The following is a 15,639-nucleotide window of genomic DNA, read 5'->3' on the forward strand; positions in this document are numbered from 1 at the left end:
ATGATGAAGCTGTACAGTTTTTTTAATAGCTCGGCGTCTTATCGCGTGCGTATCGCGCTGGCATTAAAAGGCATCGATTATGAGACGGTGGGCGTCAACATTCGTATCGGCCAGCAGAATGCGCTGAGCTACCGACGGATGAACCCGATCGGGCTGGTGCCGACGCTGGTGACTGATGACGGTGAATCTCTCGGGCAATCGCTGGCAATCATCGACTGGCTGGATCGCCACTTCCCGCAGACGCCGTTGCTGCCGCAGGTCGATCCGGCGCGCAGCCAGGTGCTGGAAATTGTCTATGCCATTGCCTGTGATATTCACCCGGTGAACAACCTGCGCGTACTGCGCTACCTGACTGACGAGCTGAAGATCGGCGAAGAAGACAAGAAACGCTGGTACGCCCACTGGGTGCAACAAGGGCTTAGCGCGGTGGAACAGTTGCTGCGCCAGGGGCAGTCCGGGCAGTTTTGCGTGGGGGATGCGCCCACGCTGGCGGATTGCTGCCTGATTCCACAATGGGCCAATGCGCTGCGAATGGGATGCGACCTGAGCGGTTATCCGCGCTGCAAGGCGGTTTATGACGCCTGTACCCGGCTTCCGGCCTTTATCGCCGCCGCCCCCGAAAATCAACAAGACAAAATTTCAGCCTGATAAGGAGAACGACAATGGCTAAAGTGACAAGCGCAATTATCGTGGGTGGCGGTATTGGCGGCGCAGCGACCGCGCTGTCGCTGGCGCGCCAGGGCATTAAAGTGATGCTGCTGGAAAAGGCTCATGAAATTGGTGAGATTGGGGCGGGGATTCAGCTCGGGCCGAATGCGTTTTCCGCGCTGGACAGCCTCGGCGTTGGCGAAGTGGCTCGCCAGCGCGCGGTCTTTACCGATCATATTACGATGATGGACGCCGTGAATGCCGAAGAGGTCGTGCGCATTGAAACCGGCCAGGCCTTTCGCGACCATTTTGGCGGCCCGTATGCCGTGATTCACCGGGTGGATATTCATGCCACCGTCTGGGAAGCGGCGCTGACCCATCCGGGCGTGGAGTACCGGACTTCGACGAATATTGTCGATATCCGCCAGACGCCGGACGATGTAACGGTGTTTGACGAGCAGGGGAATAGCTGGACGGCAGATATTCTGCTGGGCTGCGATGGCGTGAAATCGGTCGTGCGCCAGAGTCTTCTTGGTGATACGCCGCGCGTGACCGGGCATGTGGTGTACCGGGCCGTGGTGGAGTGCGACGACATGCCGGAAGATTTGCGCATCAACGCGCCGGTACTGTGGGCCGGGCCGCACTGCCATCTGGTGCATTATCCGTTGCGCGGCGGGAAACAGTACAATCTGGTGGTGACGTTCCATAGCCGTCAGCAGGAGGAGTGGGGCGTGAAAGACGGAAGCAAAGAAGAGGTGCTCTCTTATTTTGCCGGGATTCACCCGCGTCCGCGTCAAATGCTCGACAAACCCACCTCCTGGCGCCGCTGGGCGACCGCTGACCGGGAACCGGTAGAGAAATGGGGAACCGACCGCATCACGCTGGTGGGCGACGCCGCGCACCCGGTTGCGCAATATATGGCGCAGGGCGCCTGCATGGCGCTGGAAGATGCCGTTACGCTGGGTAAAGCGCTGGAGCGTTGTCATGGCGATGCGCAGCAGGCCTTTGCGTTGTATGAGTCGGTGCGTATTCCCCGCACGGCGCGAATTGTCTGGTCAACCCGCGAGATGGGGCGCGTCTACCATGCCGCAGGCGTGGAGCGACAGGTGCGTAATCTGCTGTGGAAAGGCAAATCCCAGCAGGAGTTTTATCGCGGCATTGAGTGGCTGTATGGCTGGAAGGAAGATAACTGCCTTGAGCCGCGCTGAGAGACTTTAAACCGCACCACAGAGGCGCTACCATAGCGCCTCTTTTTTTGCAGGTAACGAAATGCTATGCGTGTTTTACTGGCGCCGATGGAAGGCGTGCTCGACTCTCTGGTGCGCGAGCTACTGACCGAGGTTAATGATTACGATCTGTGCATCACGGAGTTTTTGCGCGTGGTGGATCAGCTTCTGCCGGTAAAAGTGTTTCATCGCATCTGCCCGGAACTGCACAATGCCAGCCGCACGGCGTCCGGCACAGTCGTGCGTATTCAACTGCTGGGGCAATACCCGCAGTGGCTGGCGGAAAACGCCGCCCGCGCGGTAGAGCTGGGCTCATACGGCGTGGATTTAAACTGCGGCTGTCCGTCTAAAATGGTGAACGGCAGCGGAGGCGGGGCGACGTTGCTCAAAGATCCTGAGCTTATCTATCAGGGGGCAAAAGCGATGCGCGAAGCCGTGCCTGCGCATTTACCGGTCACGGTGAAGGTGCGTCTGGGCTGGGACAGCGGCGAAAGAAAATTTGAAATTGCCGATGCCGTCCAGCAGGCAGGGGCGACAGAGCTTGTCGTGCATGGGCGCACCAAAGAGCAGGGTTATAAAGCCGAACATATTGACTGGCAGGCGATTGGCGAGATCCGCCAGCGACTCACTATTCCGGTTATCGCCAATGGTGAAATCTGGGACTGGCAGAGCGCGCAAGAGTGTATGGCGGTCAGCGGCTGCGACGCGGTGATGATGGGACGTGGAGCGTTAAATATCCCGAATCTCAGCCGCGTGGTGAAATATAACGAACCGCGTATGCCCTGGCCGGAAGTGGTCTTACTGCTGCAAAAATACACCCGGCTGGAAAAGCAGGGAGATACCGGGCTGTATCATGTCGCGCGTATTAAGCAGTGGCTGGGGTATTTGCGTAAGGAATATACGGAAGCCACCGCGCTATTTCAGGAAATCCGTGCGCTTAATAATTCCCCCGATATTGCTCGCGCCATTCAGTCCATTGATATTTAAATCGCCTTATCAGGCCGCGTGCCTGATGGCGTTTCGCTTATCCGGCCTACAGACTACAGACTGTGTAGGCCGGATAAGACGGTACGTCGCCATCCGGCAGCGGTCAGCGGTTCGACAGGGAATTACGCAAAGGGTAAATATCATTTCATGAAATGCTTTAACCATAATCATCTGTTTCAATTATAATTTTCTAATTATATTTTTCCTTTTCCAAAGATGTATTGCCACGCGTAACTAAAAAACAGGACGCAACACCACGTAATCTCTGCGCACCTTTTCTTACCAGAACGTCTCCATGAACCGCGATTCTCTCCTGGCCACAACGGTGTGCCTGTCTCTTTTTACGCTGCTGGCGGGTTGCGCGCCGATGCACGATACCCGCCAGTCGCTGACGCGACAAACGCCTGCTGCACAGGTTGATTCACCATTACCGACGGCAATAAAAAACGGTTGGCCGGACAGCCAGTGGTGGAAGGCGTACCACGATCCCCAGCTTGATGCCTTAATTAACAACGCATTACAGCATTCTCCTGATATGCAGGTGGCTGAACAGCGTATACAACTCGCCGAGGCGCAGGCGAAGGCGGTTGAAGCGCAGGATGGCCCCCGGCTGGATTTCTCTGCGGATGTTGAGCGCCAGAAAATGTCTGCGGAAGGGCTGATGGGGCCGTTTGCCATCACCGATCCGGCGGCGGGAACCACTGGGCCGTGGTACACCAACGGGACGTTCGGCTTAACCGCCGGTTGGGATCTGGATCTCTGGGGCAAGAACCGGGCTGAAGTCAGCGCGAGAATCGGCGTAGTGAAAGCGCGTGAAGCGGAACAGGCGCAAACCCGGCAACTGCTGGCAAGCGGTGTCGCGCGTTTATACTGGGAATGGCAGACGCAGGCGGCGCTTAAAGCGGTGCTGACGCAAATCGAACATGAACAGCAAAACGTCATTACGGTTGATCGCCAGCTGTATCAAAACGGTATTACCTCCTCGGTCGAAGGGGTGGAAACCGATATTGATGCCGGTAAAACGCAGCAGCAGTTAAATGATGTGGCCGGTAAAATGAAGATTATTGAGGCGCGTCTGAGTGCGCTGACCAATGCGCAATCGGCCTCGCTGACCCTGCATACGGTTGCTCTGCCAGTGACTGAAAGCCAGTTGCCCGCTCAGTTGAGCTATGAACTTCTGGCTCGCCGACCCGATTTACAGGCGGCGCACTGGTACATTGAGTCCTCTTTAGGCAGCGTTGACGCCGCAAAAGCGGCGTTTTATCCCGATATCAACCTGATGGCGTTTCTGCAACAGGACGCCCTGCACCTGAGCGATCTGTTTCGCCATTCCGCACAGCAGATGGGCGTCACCGCCGGGCTGACGCTGCCGATCTTTGACAGCGGCAGGCTGAACGCCAGTCTTGATATCGCGAAAGCGCAAAGTAATCTCTCTGTCGCGAATTACAACAAAGCGGTGGTGGATGCGGTGAATGATGTGGCGCGCGCCGCCAGTCAGGTTGAAACGATGGCTGAAAAAAATCAGCACCAACGGCAGATTGAGCATGACGCACAGCGGGTGGTTGGTCTGGCACAGGCGCGGTTTAATGCCGGAATTATTGCGGGCTCCCGCGTCAGCCAGGCGAAGATCCCGGCGCTGCGGGAACATTGCAACGGCCTGATTTTGCAAGGGCAATGGCTGGATGCGTCCATCCAGCTCACCAGCGCGCTGGGCGGCGGTTATCATCTTTGAGCGTCATGCCGGATGGCGCTTTAATACAGGCCAAATAAGGCGTTCACGCCGCCATCCGGCGTGAAGCGCTACGGCGCATCAGGCTTATTGCGCCGTTTTAACCACCAGCGAGCGCCAAAAACCAGCCCAACCACCAGCGCCAGCCAAATCACATGCTTTATATGCTGGTCGAAACTGTGCAGCCACGGCGCGATCACCTCGCCGCCAATATAGCCCAGGGTGGTAAACAGCAAAGCCCAGATCATCGCTCCCAGAATATTCAGCGGCAGAAAGATTTTAGGCGGCAGATGGCTGGCGCCAATCAATAGCGGCCCAATAATGCGAAAGCCGTACATAAATCGGGAACCGATCACAAACAGGTACGGGCGACGCTGGATCATCTTCTGCGCCAGATGAATTTTGGCGCGATGTCGGGAAAAGCGCCGCAAAATTTTGCCGCCATAGCGACGACCCAACAAATAGAGCACCTGATCGCCAATCATGCCGCCGAGTGCGACAGAGAGCACCACCAGAGGGAATTTAAGCAATCCCTGATGGGCTGCCACGCCGCCTAACAGGGTGATGGTCTCGCCTTCCGCCATACTGCCAATAATCAGCGCGGCGTAACCGTAATGCGTGATAAGACTGTTGATATCCATACGTGAAAACGACCTCCCGCTTTTAGCATACACCCTATCAATGTTTATGGCCGGAAAAGGCGCGACGTTAGCGCATCGGTTTTTATGCGCTGTACATAAAATAATCGAAAGCTGAATTATACTTGAAGTGTTGAGATCCAGATCTGACAAGCAGGGGGGCGGTATGAACCATGTCTGGGGGCTATTTTCCCATCCCGATCGTGAAATGCGCGTGATCAAAAGCGAAAACGAAACGGTGTCGCATCACTATACCCACCATGTGCTGCTGATGGCGGCGATCCCGGTGATTTGCGCCTTTATCGGCACCACGCAAATTGGCTGGAATTTTGGTGATGGCAATGTGCTGCGCTTGTCTCTGTTTACGGGGCTGGCGTTCGCTGTTTTGTTTTACGGCATGATGCTGGCCGGGGTTGCCGTGATGGGGCGGGTCATCTGGTGGATGGCGCGCAACTACCCGCAACGGCCTTCCCTGGGACACTGTATGGTCTTTGCCGGGTATGTCGCAACGCCGCTGTTTTTAAGTGGTCTGGTGGCGCTTTATCCGCTGGTGTGGCTCTGTGCGTTAGTCGGTACTGTCGCACTGTTTTATACCGGCTATCTGCTGTATCTCGGCATCCCGACATTCCTGAACATCAGTAAAGAGGAAGGTCTGAGCTTTTCCAGTTCGACGCTGGCTATCGGCGTGCTGGTACTGGAAGTGCTGCTGGCGATGACGGTGATCCTGTGGGGATATGGATACCGGTTATTCTGAGATATGAAAAGAATTCGGGTCGCAGGAGGGCGATAAATGGACAACAGCAGCGCGCCTGCGCCCCGAAACAGGGAAGAGATGGGTGTAAAAGCCAGCATGCAGCATTTCGTGACGATTCTCTTATGGCGACAACGCTGTCGGGTCGCTATGATGCCGGAGCTAGCTTGAGTAAAATCCTGGCTCAGGCGGTGTACGTTCTACGTGCGTGAATCATTATCAGAAATCTCATCATGCTGAAATTCCGAGTTTCATTATTTAGCCTTGCCCTGATGCTGGCTGTCCCTTTTGCGCCACACGCTGTGGCGAAAACCGCGGCTGCCGCCGTAGCGTCTCAACCGGAAATTGCTTCTGGAAGCGCGATGATTGTTGATCTGAACACCAACAAAGTGATCTATTCGAACCACCCGGATCTTGTGCGTCCGATTGCGTCGATCACCAAATTAATGACGGCGATGGTGGTGCTTGATGCGCGACTGCCGCTGGATGAAAAACTGAAAGTCGATATCAGCCAGACGCCGGAAATGAAAGGCGTTTACTCACGCGTGCGTCTGAACAGTGAAATCAGCCGTAAAAATATGTTGCTGCTGGCGCTGATGTCCTCGGAAAACCGGGCGGCGGCAAGCCTGGCGCATCATTATCCGGGTGGCTATAACGCTTTTATTAAAGCGATGAATGCTAAAGCCAAAGCGTTGGGCATGACCCACACCCGTTTTGTGGAGCCGACGGGACTGTCGATTCATAACGTATCGACCGCCCGTGACCTGACGAAACTGCTGATTGCCAGCAAGCAGTATCCGCTGATTGGTCAGTTAAGCACCACACGTGAGGATATGGCGACCTTTGCAAACCCGGCGTACACCTTGCCGTTTCGCAATACGAATCACCTGGTGTACCGCGATAACTGGAATATTCAGTTGACCAAGACCGGGTTTACCAACGCTGCGGGTCATTGCCTGGTGATGCGCACGATGATCAACAACAAACCGGTGGCGTTAGTGGTGATGGATGCCTTTGGCAAATATACCCATTTTGCCGATGCCAGCCGTTTACGCACCTGGATTGAAACCGGCAAAGCGATGCCCGTTCCGGCCGCCGCGTTGAGTTATAAAAAGCAGAAAGCCGCGCAGATGGCCGCAGCAGGCGAGCAGACCGCGCAAAACGATTGAGTTTTTTGATATATGCCTGAATCCGGCCTACAGTTTGTAGGCCGGATAAGGCGCTTGCGCCGCCATCCGGCACGATATTTAAAACAGCTCCATAGCTGTAAATACGAGAAATCAATGCGTCTCGTCGGACGCCGCTTCTTTCCAGAATTTCAGCTTACTTGTTTTACCAATACCCGGATTCATGCTGTTGGTGGGGTCATTTTCACGATAAAAACGCGCCAGCGTCTCCGGCGCTTTGTACAAATGCCCAACGTTATGCTCTGCCGGATATTGCGCGCCGCGCTGGCGCAGCAGTTCCAGCATTTGCTCTTTCAGCGCATGGGCATCGATGCCTTTCTTCACGATGTAATCCTGATGGAAGACATAGCACATGAAATGACCGTAATAGAGTTTATGCACCAGCTGGCTGTCAATTTCCGGCGGCAGATGCTCATACCATTCGGTGTCGTTACGCCGTAAGGCGATATCCAGTGCGAGAATATCCTCCACCTCATCGGCATGCACCGCCTGATAACGGATCGCCGCGCCTGCTGCGGCAAAACGGTGCAGGAACGCTTTGCTGCCTTCTTCCGGGGTACAGGCAAAGAAATCGCCCTCGGCGGTTTTGAAAAACTCGGTCAGCCAGTTTTGCGCTTCCGCCACCCCGTCTCCCGCCATTTTTAACAGCAGATGATGCTCATATTTGTCGCGCCAGCTTTTCATGCGCGGCGGCAGATGGTTAGGGAATAAATGGCCGAACTTCTGCATCGCGCGGTCAGTGAAATGCGGGCGGAAGATTTTTACCTTTTCCAGCATCGCGTCGGTACGGCCTTTGAGCGTAAAGAAGAACGGCATTTTGTCGGTGCCGAGCTTGTCGATCATCAGGAACGTATCTTTGCCATATTTCTCCGCGATGTCGTAAATATCGCGGTGCATATATTCACCGGCAACCGGCAGGTTGTCGAACTTCGCCAGGATATGACGACGAATCTCGGTCAGCACGTCGGGCTGATTGGTGCCGATGTAAAAGACCTGCTGGTTTTTTTCCGCCTCGAAAGTGTCCAGCCGCACGGCGAACACCGCCAGCTTACCCGCGCAGCCGGAGGATTCGAACAGGCGATCCGGGTCAGCGTTATAGCGGGCAGGGGTATCGGCCTCAATGTCCCTGACGCGAGTAACGTAGTCGTAATCGTGGGCGTGGCGGCCATCGTGGCGCACATCTTCATCTTTGATGCGTTCATCATCGAGTGTGCTGAGGATCTGTTCCGGGGTCTGGCCCAGTTCGATGCCCAGATGGTTCACCAGCTGTAATTTGCCCTGTTCATCAATACGCGCGAACAGCGACATTTCGGTATACGCCGGGCCGCGTTGTACCAGCGACCCGCCGGAGTTATTGCAGATGCCGCCAATAACTGACGCGCCGATACAGGAGGAACCAATAACCGAGTGCGGTTCGCGACCAAAAGGTTTAAGCGCTTTTTCCAGTGAGTACAGCGTGGTGCCTGGGTATGCCAGCACCTGTTCGCCTTTACTGAGGACGTGCAGCTTGTCGAGGCGTAGCGTGCTGATGATGACAATTTCGCGATCGTAATCATTGCCGTTCGGCGTGGAACCTTCAGTCAGGCCGGTATTGGCGGCCTGCATCAGAATGATTTTATCGGCGTTTACGCAGGCGTTCAGTACGCGCCACAATTCCAGCAGCGAGCCGGGGAAGACCACGGCCAGCGCTTCGCCCTGACCGGAACGGAACCCCTTGCGGTAGCGGGCGGTTTTTGCAGGATCGGTGAGCAGGTGCGAATGACCCACCAGACGGGTGAGCTCGTTAAGAAAGGCTTTATTATCTGTCGTTGTAATGGAAGACATTCTCCACTCCTTGTGGTGGGACAAACTATCGGAACTAAGCATAGCGCTTTGTATGACAATACGCTTTCTCATGCAACTTGTCTCGGTGCAGGCTTAGCGTATTCCTGATCCTCCTCCCTGCGCAGGGGACGTTAAAAAAATCAGAGAATAACCTTAGCTTTCTTCTCCTCTCCCGATTAGGCTTATGGCAAACTGCGGTTTTTGTTATATTTTTGCTGCCACGTCGGGCTAAAGAAAAAGAGAGAATCAAGATGAAATGGCTATGTTCTGTAGGTGTTGCGGTAAGCCTTGCGTTGCAGCCAGCGCTGGCGAAAGCGTTGTCTGGCAACCATCCGCTGACGCCTGAAGCTCGGGATGCGTTTGTCACTGAATTGCTCACGAAAATGACCGTTGATGAGAAAATCGGTCAGCTGCGTTTGATAAGCGTTGGGCCCGACAACCCGAAAGAAGCCATCCGGGAGATGATCAAAAACGGGCAGGTCGGGGCGATTTTTAACACCGTCACCCGCCAGGATATCCGAAAAATGCAGGATCAGGTGATGGAACTGAGCCGCCTGAAAATCCCTCTCTTTTTCGCCTATGACGTGCTGCACGGGCAGCGTACCGTTTTCCCTATCAGCCTCGGCCTGGCCTCCTCGTTTAATCTGGAGGCGGTAAAAACCGTGGGTCGCGTCTCGGCGTATGAAGCGGCTGACGATGGCCTGAACATGACCTGGGCGCCAATGGTGGATGTGTCCCGCGATCCGCGCTGGGGACGCGCGTCGGAAGGCTTTGGTGAAGATACGTATCTGACGGCGATCATGGGCAAAACGATGGTCGAGGCGATGCAGGGCAAAAGCCCGGCGGATCGCTATTCGGTGATGACCAGTGTGAAACATTTCGCCGCCTATGGCGCGGTTGAGGGCGGGAAGGAATACAACACCGTCGATATGAGCCCGCAGCGCCTGTTCAACGACTATATGCCGCCGTATAAAGCCGGGCTGGACGCGGGCAGCGGCGCGGTGATGGTGGCGCTCAACTCACTGAACGGCACGCCTGCGACGTCAGATTCGTGGCTGTTGAAAGAGGTGCTGCGCGACGAGTGGGGCTTTAAAGGCATCACCGTTTCCGATCACGGCGCGATCAAAGAGCTGATTAAACACGGCACGGCATCCGACCCGGAAGACGCGGTGCGCGTGGCGCTCAAGTCCGGCATCAACATGAGTATGAGCGATGAGTATTACAGCAAATACCTGCCGGGGCTGGTCAAATCAGGCAAAGTAACGATGGCGGAGCTGGACGATGCCGCGCGCCATGTGCTGAACGTGAAATATGACATAGGGTTGTTTAACGATCCGTACAGCCACCTGGGCGCAAAAGAGTCCGATCCGCAGGACACGAACGCCGAGAGCCGCCTGCATCGTAAAGATGCACGCGACGTTGCGCGCGAAAGTCTGGTGCTGCTGAAGAACCGTCTGGAAACGCTGCCGTTGAATAAATCCGGCACCATTGCGGTGGTGGGGCCGCTGGCTGACAGTCAGCGTGATGTGATGGGAAGCTGGTCTGCCGCTGGCGTCGCCAGCCAATCCGTTACGGTGCTGACGGGGATTAAAAACGCGCTGGGCGACAAAGGCAAAGTGATATACGCCAAAGGGGCGAATGTCACTAATGACAAAGGCATTGTTGATTTCCTCAACCAGTATGAGGAGGCGGTGAAAGTAGACCCTCGTTCGCCAGAAGCGATGATTGACGAGGCCGTTAATGCCGCGAAACAGTCCGATGTGGTTGTGGCCGTTGTCGGGGAAGCGCAGGGTATGGCGCATGAGGCTTCCAGCCGCACCGACATTCAGATCCCGCAAAGCCAGCGCGATCTGATCGCGGCGTTGAAGGCGACGGGTAAACCGTTGGTGCTGGTGCTGATGAACGGTCGTCCGCTGGCGCTGGTGAAAGAAGATCAGCAGGCTGACGCCATTCTGGAAACCTGGTTTGCCGGTACGGAAGGCGGTAACGCCATTGCTGACGTTCTGTTCGGCGACTATAACCCGTCGGGTAAACTGCCGATGTCCTTCCCGCGCTCTGTCGGGCAGATCCCGGTTTACTACAGCCATCTCAACACCGGTCGTCCGTATAACGCCGACAAGCCGAACAAGTACACCTCCCGCTACTTTGACGAGGCGAATGGCCCGCTGTATCCGTTTGGTTATGGTCTGAGCTACACCACGTTTACCGTTTCCGATGTGACGCTCTCTGCGCCCACCATGAAGCGCGATGGCGCGGTAACGGCCAGCGTGCGGGTGACGAATACCGGCAAGCGCGAGGGGGCGACGGTAATCCAGATGTATTTGCAGGATGTCACGGCATCGATGAGTCGTCCGGTAAAACAGCTGAAAGGCTTTGAGAAGGTAACGCTGAAGCCGGGAGAAACGCAGACCGTTAGCTTCCCGATTGATATTGAGGCGCTGAAATTCTGGAACCAGCGTATGAAGTATGACGCGGAGCCCGGCAAGTTTAACGTCTTTATTGGCGTCGATTCCGCCCGTGTGAAGCAGGGCGAGTTTGAACTGCTGTAGCCACGCGCCATGCCTGTCAGCTCCGTAGGCCGGATAAGACGCGTTAGCGTCGCTATCCGGCACCGGTGCGCCTGATTGCCGGATGGCGCTTGCGCTTATCCGGCCTGCGAATTGCCCCTGCCTTTTGTCGCTCTGCTATTTTTCAACTATGCTTTTTCCTCAAGTCTCTGAAAAGGGATGTAAAAGAATGAGGAAAGCAGCATGACAATTTCAAAAACAGGGGCGGGGGCGCTGCTGCTGTTAGCGGCGGTCAGTCTGCCGTTGCAGGCCGCATCACCCGTAACGGTCGGATCAAAAATCGATACGGAAGGCGCCTTGCTTGGCAACCTGATTTTACAGGTGCTGGAAAGCCACGGCGTTAAAACGGTGAATAAAGTGCAACTGGGTACAACCCCGGTAGTACGTGGCGCGATTACCTCTGGCGAGCTGGATATTTACCCGGAATATACCGGAAACGGCGCATTCTTCTTTAAAGACGAAAACGATCCGGCATGGAAAAACGCACAGGCGGGGTTTGAAAAAGTCAAAAAACTGGATGCTGAGCAGAACAAGCTGGTCTGGTTAACGCCAGCGCCTGCAAACAATACCTGGACGATTGCGGTACGCCAGGATGTTGCGGAAAAGAATAAACTGGTTTCGCTTGCGGATCTCGGACGCTATCTGAAAGAGGGCGGAACGTTCAAACTGGCCGCCTCCGCCGAGTTTATCGAACGCGCCGATGCGCTGCCTGCCTTTGAAAAAGCCTACGATTTTAAACTGAATCAGAGCCAGTTGCTGTCGCTGGCTGGCGGCGATACGGCGGTGACCATTAAAGCGGCCGCCCAGCAAACGTCCGGCGTAAATGCGGCAATGGCCTATGGTACCGACGGCCCGGTTGCGGCGCTGGGGCTGCAAACACTGAGCGATCCGCAAGGCGTCCAGCCTATCTATGCGCCTGCTCCGGTGGTTCGTGAGTCGGTGCTAAAAGAATATCCGCAGATGGCGGAATGGTTGCAGCCGGTCTTTGCCAGCCTGGATGAAAAAACGTTGCAACAGTTGAATGCCAGTATCGCCGTTGAAGGGCTGGATGCGAAAAAAGTCGCGGCAGATTACCTGAAGCAAAAAGGCTGGGTGAAGTAACACATTTTGTATCAGGTCAGTAAGGTGTCAAAAGTCAGTCTTAACCGTGTGTTGCTGCTGTTGGCGATCCTGACGGGGGTTGCCGCAGCGCTGCCTTTCGTCAATTACGCCCCCAATCGCCTGGTGTCAGGGGAGGGGCGTCAGATCTGGGATATCTGGCCGGGTTCGGTTTCTCTGCTGGCGGGCGCCGGGTGCGCATTGCTGGTGTTATGTTTTGTCCCTGGGAAAAAGGGCAGCGTGCTGACGCTTGTGCTGGCGCAGGCGCTGGTGATCGCCATGCTCTGGAGCGTGGGGAAAGCGGCAACGCATCTGGCGCAGGCCGGCAGCCCGCTGGCGCGCACCAGCCTGGGGAGCGGCCTGTGGCTGGGTCTTGGGCTTACCCTGCTGGCCTGTAGCGATGCCATTCGCCGTATTACCACCCAACCGCTCTGGCGCTGGCTTCTGCATGCGCAAATTGCGCTCTTACCGCTGGCGCTGCTGCTCACCGGCGCATTCAACGATCTCTCTTTACTCAAAGAGTACGCTAACCGGCAGGATATTTTTGATAATGCGCTGGCTCAGCACCTGACGCTGCTGGCGGGAACCGCGTTGCCCGCGTTGCTGATTGGCGTACCGCTGGGCATCTGGTGCTCGTTTGCAACGGCGCGGCAGGGGCCGGTCTTTGCCGTTCTGAATGTTATCCAGACCATCCCTTCCGTTGCGCTGTTTGGCCTGCTGATTGCCCCGCTTGCCGGGCTGGTGAAGGCCTGGCCCTGGCTGGGAACGCTTGGCGTGGCGGGAACCGGGTTAACGCCCGCCCTGATTGCGCTGGTGCTCTATGCGTTACTGCCGCTGGTGCGCGGCGTGGTTGCCGGGCTTAACCAGGTGCCGCGAGACGTGCTGGAAAGCGCGCGGGCGATGGGGATGAGCGCTTCTCAACGCTTTATCCATGTACAACTGCCGCTGGCGTTGCCGGTTTTTTTACGCAGCCTGCGCGTGGTCATGGTGCAAACGGTGGGGATGGCGGTCATCGCCGCCCTGATTGGGGCGGGAGGGTTTGGCGCCCTGGTCTTTCAGGGACTGCTCAGCAGCGCCGTTGATCTGGTTCTGCTGGGGGTGATCCCGGTCATTGCGCTGGCCGTGCTGATCGACGCGCTGTTTGATTTATGGATCGCACTCCTGAAGGTAACGAATGATGATTGAATTTAGCCATGTCAGCAAAACCTTCGGTGCGCAGAAGGCCGTCAACGACCTCAATCTGCATTTTCGCGAAGGCAGCTTTTCGGTGCTGATTGGCACATCGGGGTCGGGAAAATCCACCACGCTGAAGATGATTAACCGCCTGGTGGAGCATGACAGCGGGGTGATCCGTTTTGCCGGGGAAGAGATCCGCAGCTTGCCGGTGCTGGAACTGCGTCGTCGCATGGGGTACGCCATCCAGTCGATCGGCCTTTTCCCGCACTGGACGGTGGCGCAAAACATTGCCACCGTACCGCAACTGCAAAAGTGGTCGCGCTCGCGTATTGATGACCGCACGGAAGAACTGATGGCGCTGCTGGGGCTGGACGTGAATTTGCGTCACCGTTATCCGCACCAGCTCTCTGGCGGGCAACAGCAGCGCGTTGGGGTGGCCCGCGCGCTGGCTGCCGATCCGCAGGTATTGCTGATGGATGAGCCGTTTGGCGCGCTGGACCCGGTGACGCGCGGGGCGCTTCAGCAGGAGATGACCCGTATTCACCGACTGCTTGGTCGCACCATCGTGCTGGTGACGCACGATATCGACGAGGCGCTGCGTCTGGCGGAGCATCTGGTGCTGATGGATGGCGGCGAAGTGGTACAGCAGGGCACGCCGCTGGAAATGCTGACCGCGCCGGCGAATGATTTTGTGCAGGCGTTTTTTGGGCGCAGCGAACTGGGCGTGCGGCTGCTGTCGCTGCGCAGCGTGGGGGATTATGTGCGTCGTCATGAGCAAGTGGGCGGTGACGCGCTGGCGGAAGAGATGACGCTGCGCGATGCGCTGTCTGTCTTTGTGGCGCGAGGGTGCGACGTATTGCCGGTGGTGGATCAGCAGGGCACTCCCTGCGGGACGCTCCATTTTCGCGATCTGCTTTCGGAGGCGCTGCCCGGTGAAACGACTGTCTGATCCGCTGCTCTGGCTTATTGTCGCTTTTCTGGCGCTGCTTGCGGGGCTGCCGTACAGCCAGGCGGTGTTTGGCGCGCTGTTTCCGCAGCTGCCACGACCGGTTTACCAGCAAGAAAGCTTTATGGCGCTGGCGCTGGCCCATTTCTGGCTGGTGGGCGTATCAAGCCTGATTGCTGTGGCGGTTGGCGTCGGGGCGGGGATTGCGGTCACTCGCTCATGGGGGGCAGAGTTTCGCCCGCTGGTGGAAACCATCGCCGCCGTCGGGCAGACCTTTCCGCCGGTCGCGGTGCTGGCGATAGCCGTTCCGGTGATGGGGTTTGGTCAGGAGCCAGCCATTATCGCGCTGATCCTCTACGGGGTTTTGCCAATATTGCAGGCCACGCTCGCAGGGCTGGGGGCGATTCCCGCCAGCGTCATGAGCGTGGCGCGCGGGATGGGGATGAGCCGGGGACAGCAGCTGTGGAAAGTCGAACTGCCGCTGGCCGCGCCGGTGATTCTGGCGGGGATTCGCACCTCGGTAATCATCAATATTGGGACTGCGACGATCGCCTCGACGGTGGGCGCCAGCACGCTCGGCACGCCGATTATCATCGGGCTGAGCGGCTTTAACACCGCCTATGTGATTCAGGGGGCTTTACTGGTCGCGCTGGCGGCGATCATTGTCGATCGCCTGTTCGAGCGTCTGGTACTGCGCCTTAACCGGCACGTAAAATAAACGTATAGCCAGCGAGCATCACGCCGCCGATACCGCCGATAGCCATCAGCAGGAAGAGGGTAATCACACCGATTTTAGCTGCGCGCATTGTGCACTCCTTATGTTAACAAAAGGATTGTACCGTAAAGCACGTTTGTTAATGAA

At 56.6% G+C, this 15,639-nt stretch carries 14 protein-coding genes; 11 read left to right on the forward strand and 3 right to left on the reverse strand.

Annotated features, from left to right (window positions below; all coding sequences use genetic code 11):
- The first annotated feature begins 3 nt into the window (after positions 1-3).
- From maiA to mdtQ, 4 genes are all read left to right on the forward strand, one after another.
- Positions 4-648 (forward strand): maleylacetoacetate isomerase, encoded by a 645-nt coding sequence (maiA, locus tag OGV67_RS06555; protein ID WP_112001914.1) that lies wholly within the window; start codon positions 4-6, stop codon positions 646-648.
- Positions 649-662: 14 nt separating this feature from the next.
- Positions 663-1,856 carry a 3-hydroxybenzoate 6-monooxygenase gene (locus tag OGV67_RS06560; RefSeq protein WP_012131632.1) on the forward strand — a complete coding sequence of 398 codons (1,194 nt, stop codon included), beginning with the start codon at positions 663-665 and terminating at the stop codon, positions 1,854-1,856.
- Between the two features lie 66 nt (positions 1,857-1,922).
- Positions 1,923-2,861 carry a tRNA dihydrouridine(16) synthase DusC gene (gene dusC, locus OGV67_RS06565; RefSeq protein ID WP_012131633.1) on the forward strand — a complete coding sequence of 313 codons (939 nt, stop codon included), beginning with the start codon at positions 1,923-1,925 and terminating at the stop codon, positions 2,859-2,861.
- Between the two features lie 295 nt (positions 2,862-3,156).
- Positions 3,157-4,593, forward strand: coding sequence for a multidrug resistance outer membrane protein MdtQ (gene mdtQ, locus OGV67_RS06570; RefSeq protein ID WP_115609105.1), 1,437 nt, complete (start codon positions 3,157-3,159; stop codon positions 4,591-4,593).
- Positions 4,594-4,661: 68 nt separating this feature from the next.
- Here the strand turns inward: mdtQ and OGV67_RS06575 are convergent, their stop codons facing one another.
- On the reverse strand, positions 4,662-5,231 hold the full coding sequence (locus tag OGV67_RS06575) for a DedA family protein (protein WP_049011492.1): 570 nt from the start codon (positions 5,229-5,231) through the stop codon (positions 4,662-4,664).
- A 163-nt stretch (positions 5,232-5,394) separates the two neighbouring features.
- Between OGV67_RS06575 and OGV67_RS06580 the strand changes: the two genes are divergently transcribed.
- A complete protein-coding gene (locus OGV67_RS06580; protein WP_012131637.1) occupies positions 5,395-5,982 on the forward strand; it encodes a Yip1 family protein in 588 nt (195 codons plus the stop codon).
- Positions 5,983-6,212: 230 nt separating this feature from the next.
- Positions 6,213-7,148 (forward strand): D-alanyl-D-alanine endopeptidase, encoded by a 936-nt coding sequence (gene pbpG, locus OGV67_RS06585; RefSeq protein ID WP_012131638.1) that lies wholly within the window; start codon positions 6,213-6,215, stop codon positions 7,146-7,148.
- A 111-nt stretch (positions 7,149-7,259) separates the two neighbouring features.
- On the opposite strand, the gene dld is transcribed toward pbpG, so the two are convergent.
- A complete protein-coding gene (gene dld, locus OGV67_RS06590; protein ID WP_115614688.1) occupies positions 7,260-8,990 on the reverse strand; it encodes a D-lactate dehydrogenase in 1,731 nt (576 codons plus the stop codon).
- 251 nt (positions 8,991-9,241) lie between these two features.
- On the opposite strand from dld, the gene bglX reads away from it, so the two are divergent.
- The 5 genes from bglX (at position 9,242) to OGV67_RS06615 (ending at position 15,495) form a co-directional block, all read left to right on the forward strand.
- Positions 9,242-11,539, forward strand: a complete 2,298-nt coding sequence (gene bglX / locus OGV67_RS06595) for a beta-glucosidase BglX (RefSeq protein WP_286465120.1) — start codon at positions 9,242-9,244, stop codon at positions 11,537-11,539.
- Positions 11,540-11,740: 201 nt separating this feature from the next.
- Positions 11,741-12,658, forward strand: coding sequence for a glycine betaine ABC transporter substrate-binding protein OsmF (osmF, locus tag OGV67_RS06600; RefSeq protein ID WP_115614690.1), 918 nt, complete (start codon positions 11,741-11,743; stop codon positions 12,656-12,658).
- 24 nt (positions 12,659-12,682) lie between these two features.
- Entirely contained in the window at positions 12,683-13,840 is a 1,158-nt protein-coding gene (locus OGV67_RS06605; RefSeq protein ID WP_115614691.1) for an ABC transporter permease, read from the forward strand.
- On the forward strand, positions 13,833-14,780 hold the full coding sequence (locus OGV67_RS06610; protein WP_024130184.1) for an ABC transporter ATP-binding protein: 948 nt from the start codon (positions 13,833-13,835) through the stop codon (positions 14,778-14,780). Before OGV67_RS06605 ends, OGV67_RS06610 begins: the two co-directional genes overlap by 8 nt.
- Entirely contained in the window at positions 14,764-15,495 is a 732-nt protein-coding gene (locus tag OGV67_RS06615; RefSeq protein ID WP_049011719.1) for an ABC transporter permease, read from the forward strand. Before OGV67_RS06610 ends, OGV67_RS06615 begins: the two co-directional genes overlap by 17 nt.
- On the opposite strand, the gene OGV67_RS06620 is transcribed toward OGV67_RS06615, so the two are convergent.
- Entirely contained in the window at positions 15,476-15,583 is a 108-nt protein-coding gene (locus tag OGV67_RS06620) for a protein YohO (protein ID WP_047462533.1), read from the reverse strand. The genes OGV67_RS06615 and OGV67_RS06620 overlap by 20 nt on opposite strands.
- Positions 15,584-15,639: the final 56 nt, after the last annotated feature.

Source organism: Citrobacter sp. CK188 (assembly GCF_030333525.1).
Classification (GTDB): Bacteria; Pseudomonadota; Gammaproteobacteria; order Enterobacterales; family Enterobacteriaceae; genus Citrobacter_B; species Citrobacter_B koseri.

Bases quoted from the DNA above. Each gene is read 5' to 3' on its own strand.
- OGV67_RS06575 (WP_049011492.1), bottom strand. From the start codon at position 5,231: ATGGATATCAACAGTCTTATCACGCATTACGGTTACGCCGCGCTGATT.
- pbpG (WP_012131638.1), top strand. From the start codon at position 6,213: ATGCTGAAATTCCGAGTTTCATTATTTAGCCTTGCCCTGATGCTGGCT.
- OGV67_RS06620 (WP_047462533.1), bottom strand. From the start codon at position 15,583: ATGCGCGCAGCTAAAATCGGTGTGATTACCCTCTTCCTGCTGATGGCT.
- mdtQ (WP_115609105.1), top strand. From the start codon at position 3,157: ATGAACCGCGATTCTCTCCTGGCCACAACGGTGTGCCTGTCTCTTTTT.
- dld (WP_115614688.1), bottom strand. From the start codon at position 8,990: ATGTCTTCCATTACAACGACAGATAATAAAGCCTTTCTTAACGAGCTC.
- OGV67_RS06560 (WP_012131632.1), top strand. From the start codon at position 663: ATGGCTAAAGTGACAAGCGCAATTATCGTGGGTGGCGGTATTGGCGGC.
- bglX (WP_286465120.1), top strand. From the start codon at position 9,242: ATGAAATGGCTATGTTCTGTAGGTGTTGCGGTAAGCCTTGCGTTGCAG.
- maiA (WP_112001914.1), top strand. From the start codon at position 4: ATGAAGCTGTACAGTTTTTTTAATAGCTCGGCGTCTTATCGCGTGCGT.
- dusC (WP_012131633.1), top strand. From the start codon at position 1,923: ATGCGTGTTTTACTGGCGCCGATGGAAGGCGTGCTCGACTCTCTGGTG.
- OGV67_RS06580 (WP_012131637.1), top strand. From the start codon at position 5,395: ATGAACCATGTCTGGGGGCTATTTTCCCATCCCGATCGTGAAATGCGC.
- OGV67_RS06610 (WP_024130184.1), top strand. From the start codon at position 13,833: ATGATTGAATTTAGCCATGTCAGCAAAACCTTCGGTGCGCAGAAGGCC.
- osmF (WP_115614690.1), top strand. From the start codon at position 11,741: ATGACAATTTCAAAAACAGGGGCGGGGGCGCTGCTGCTGTTAGCGGCG.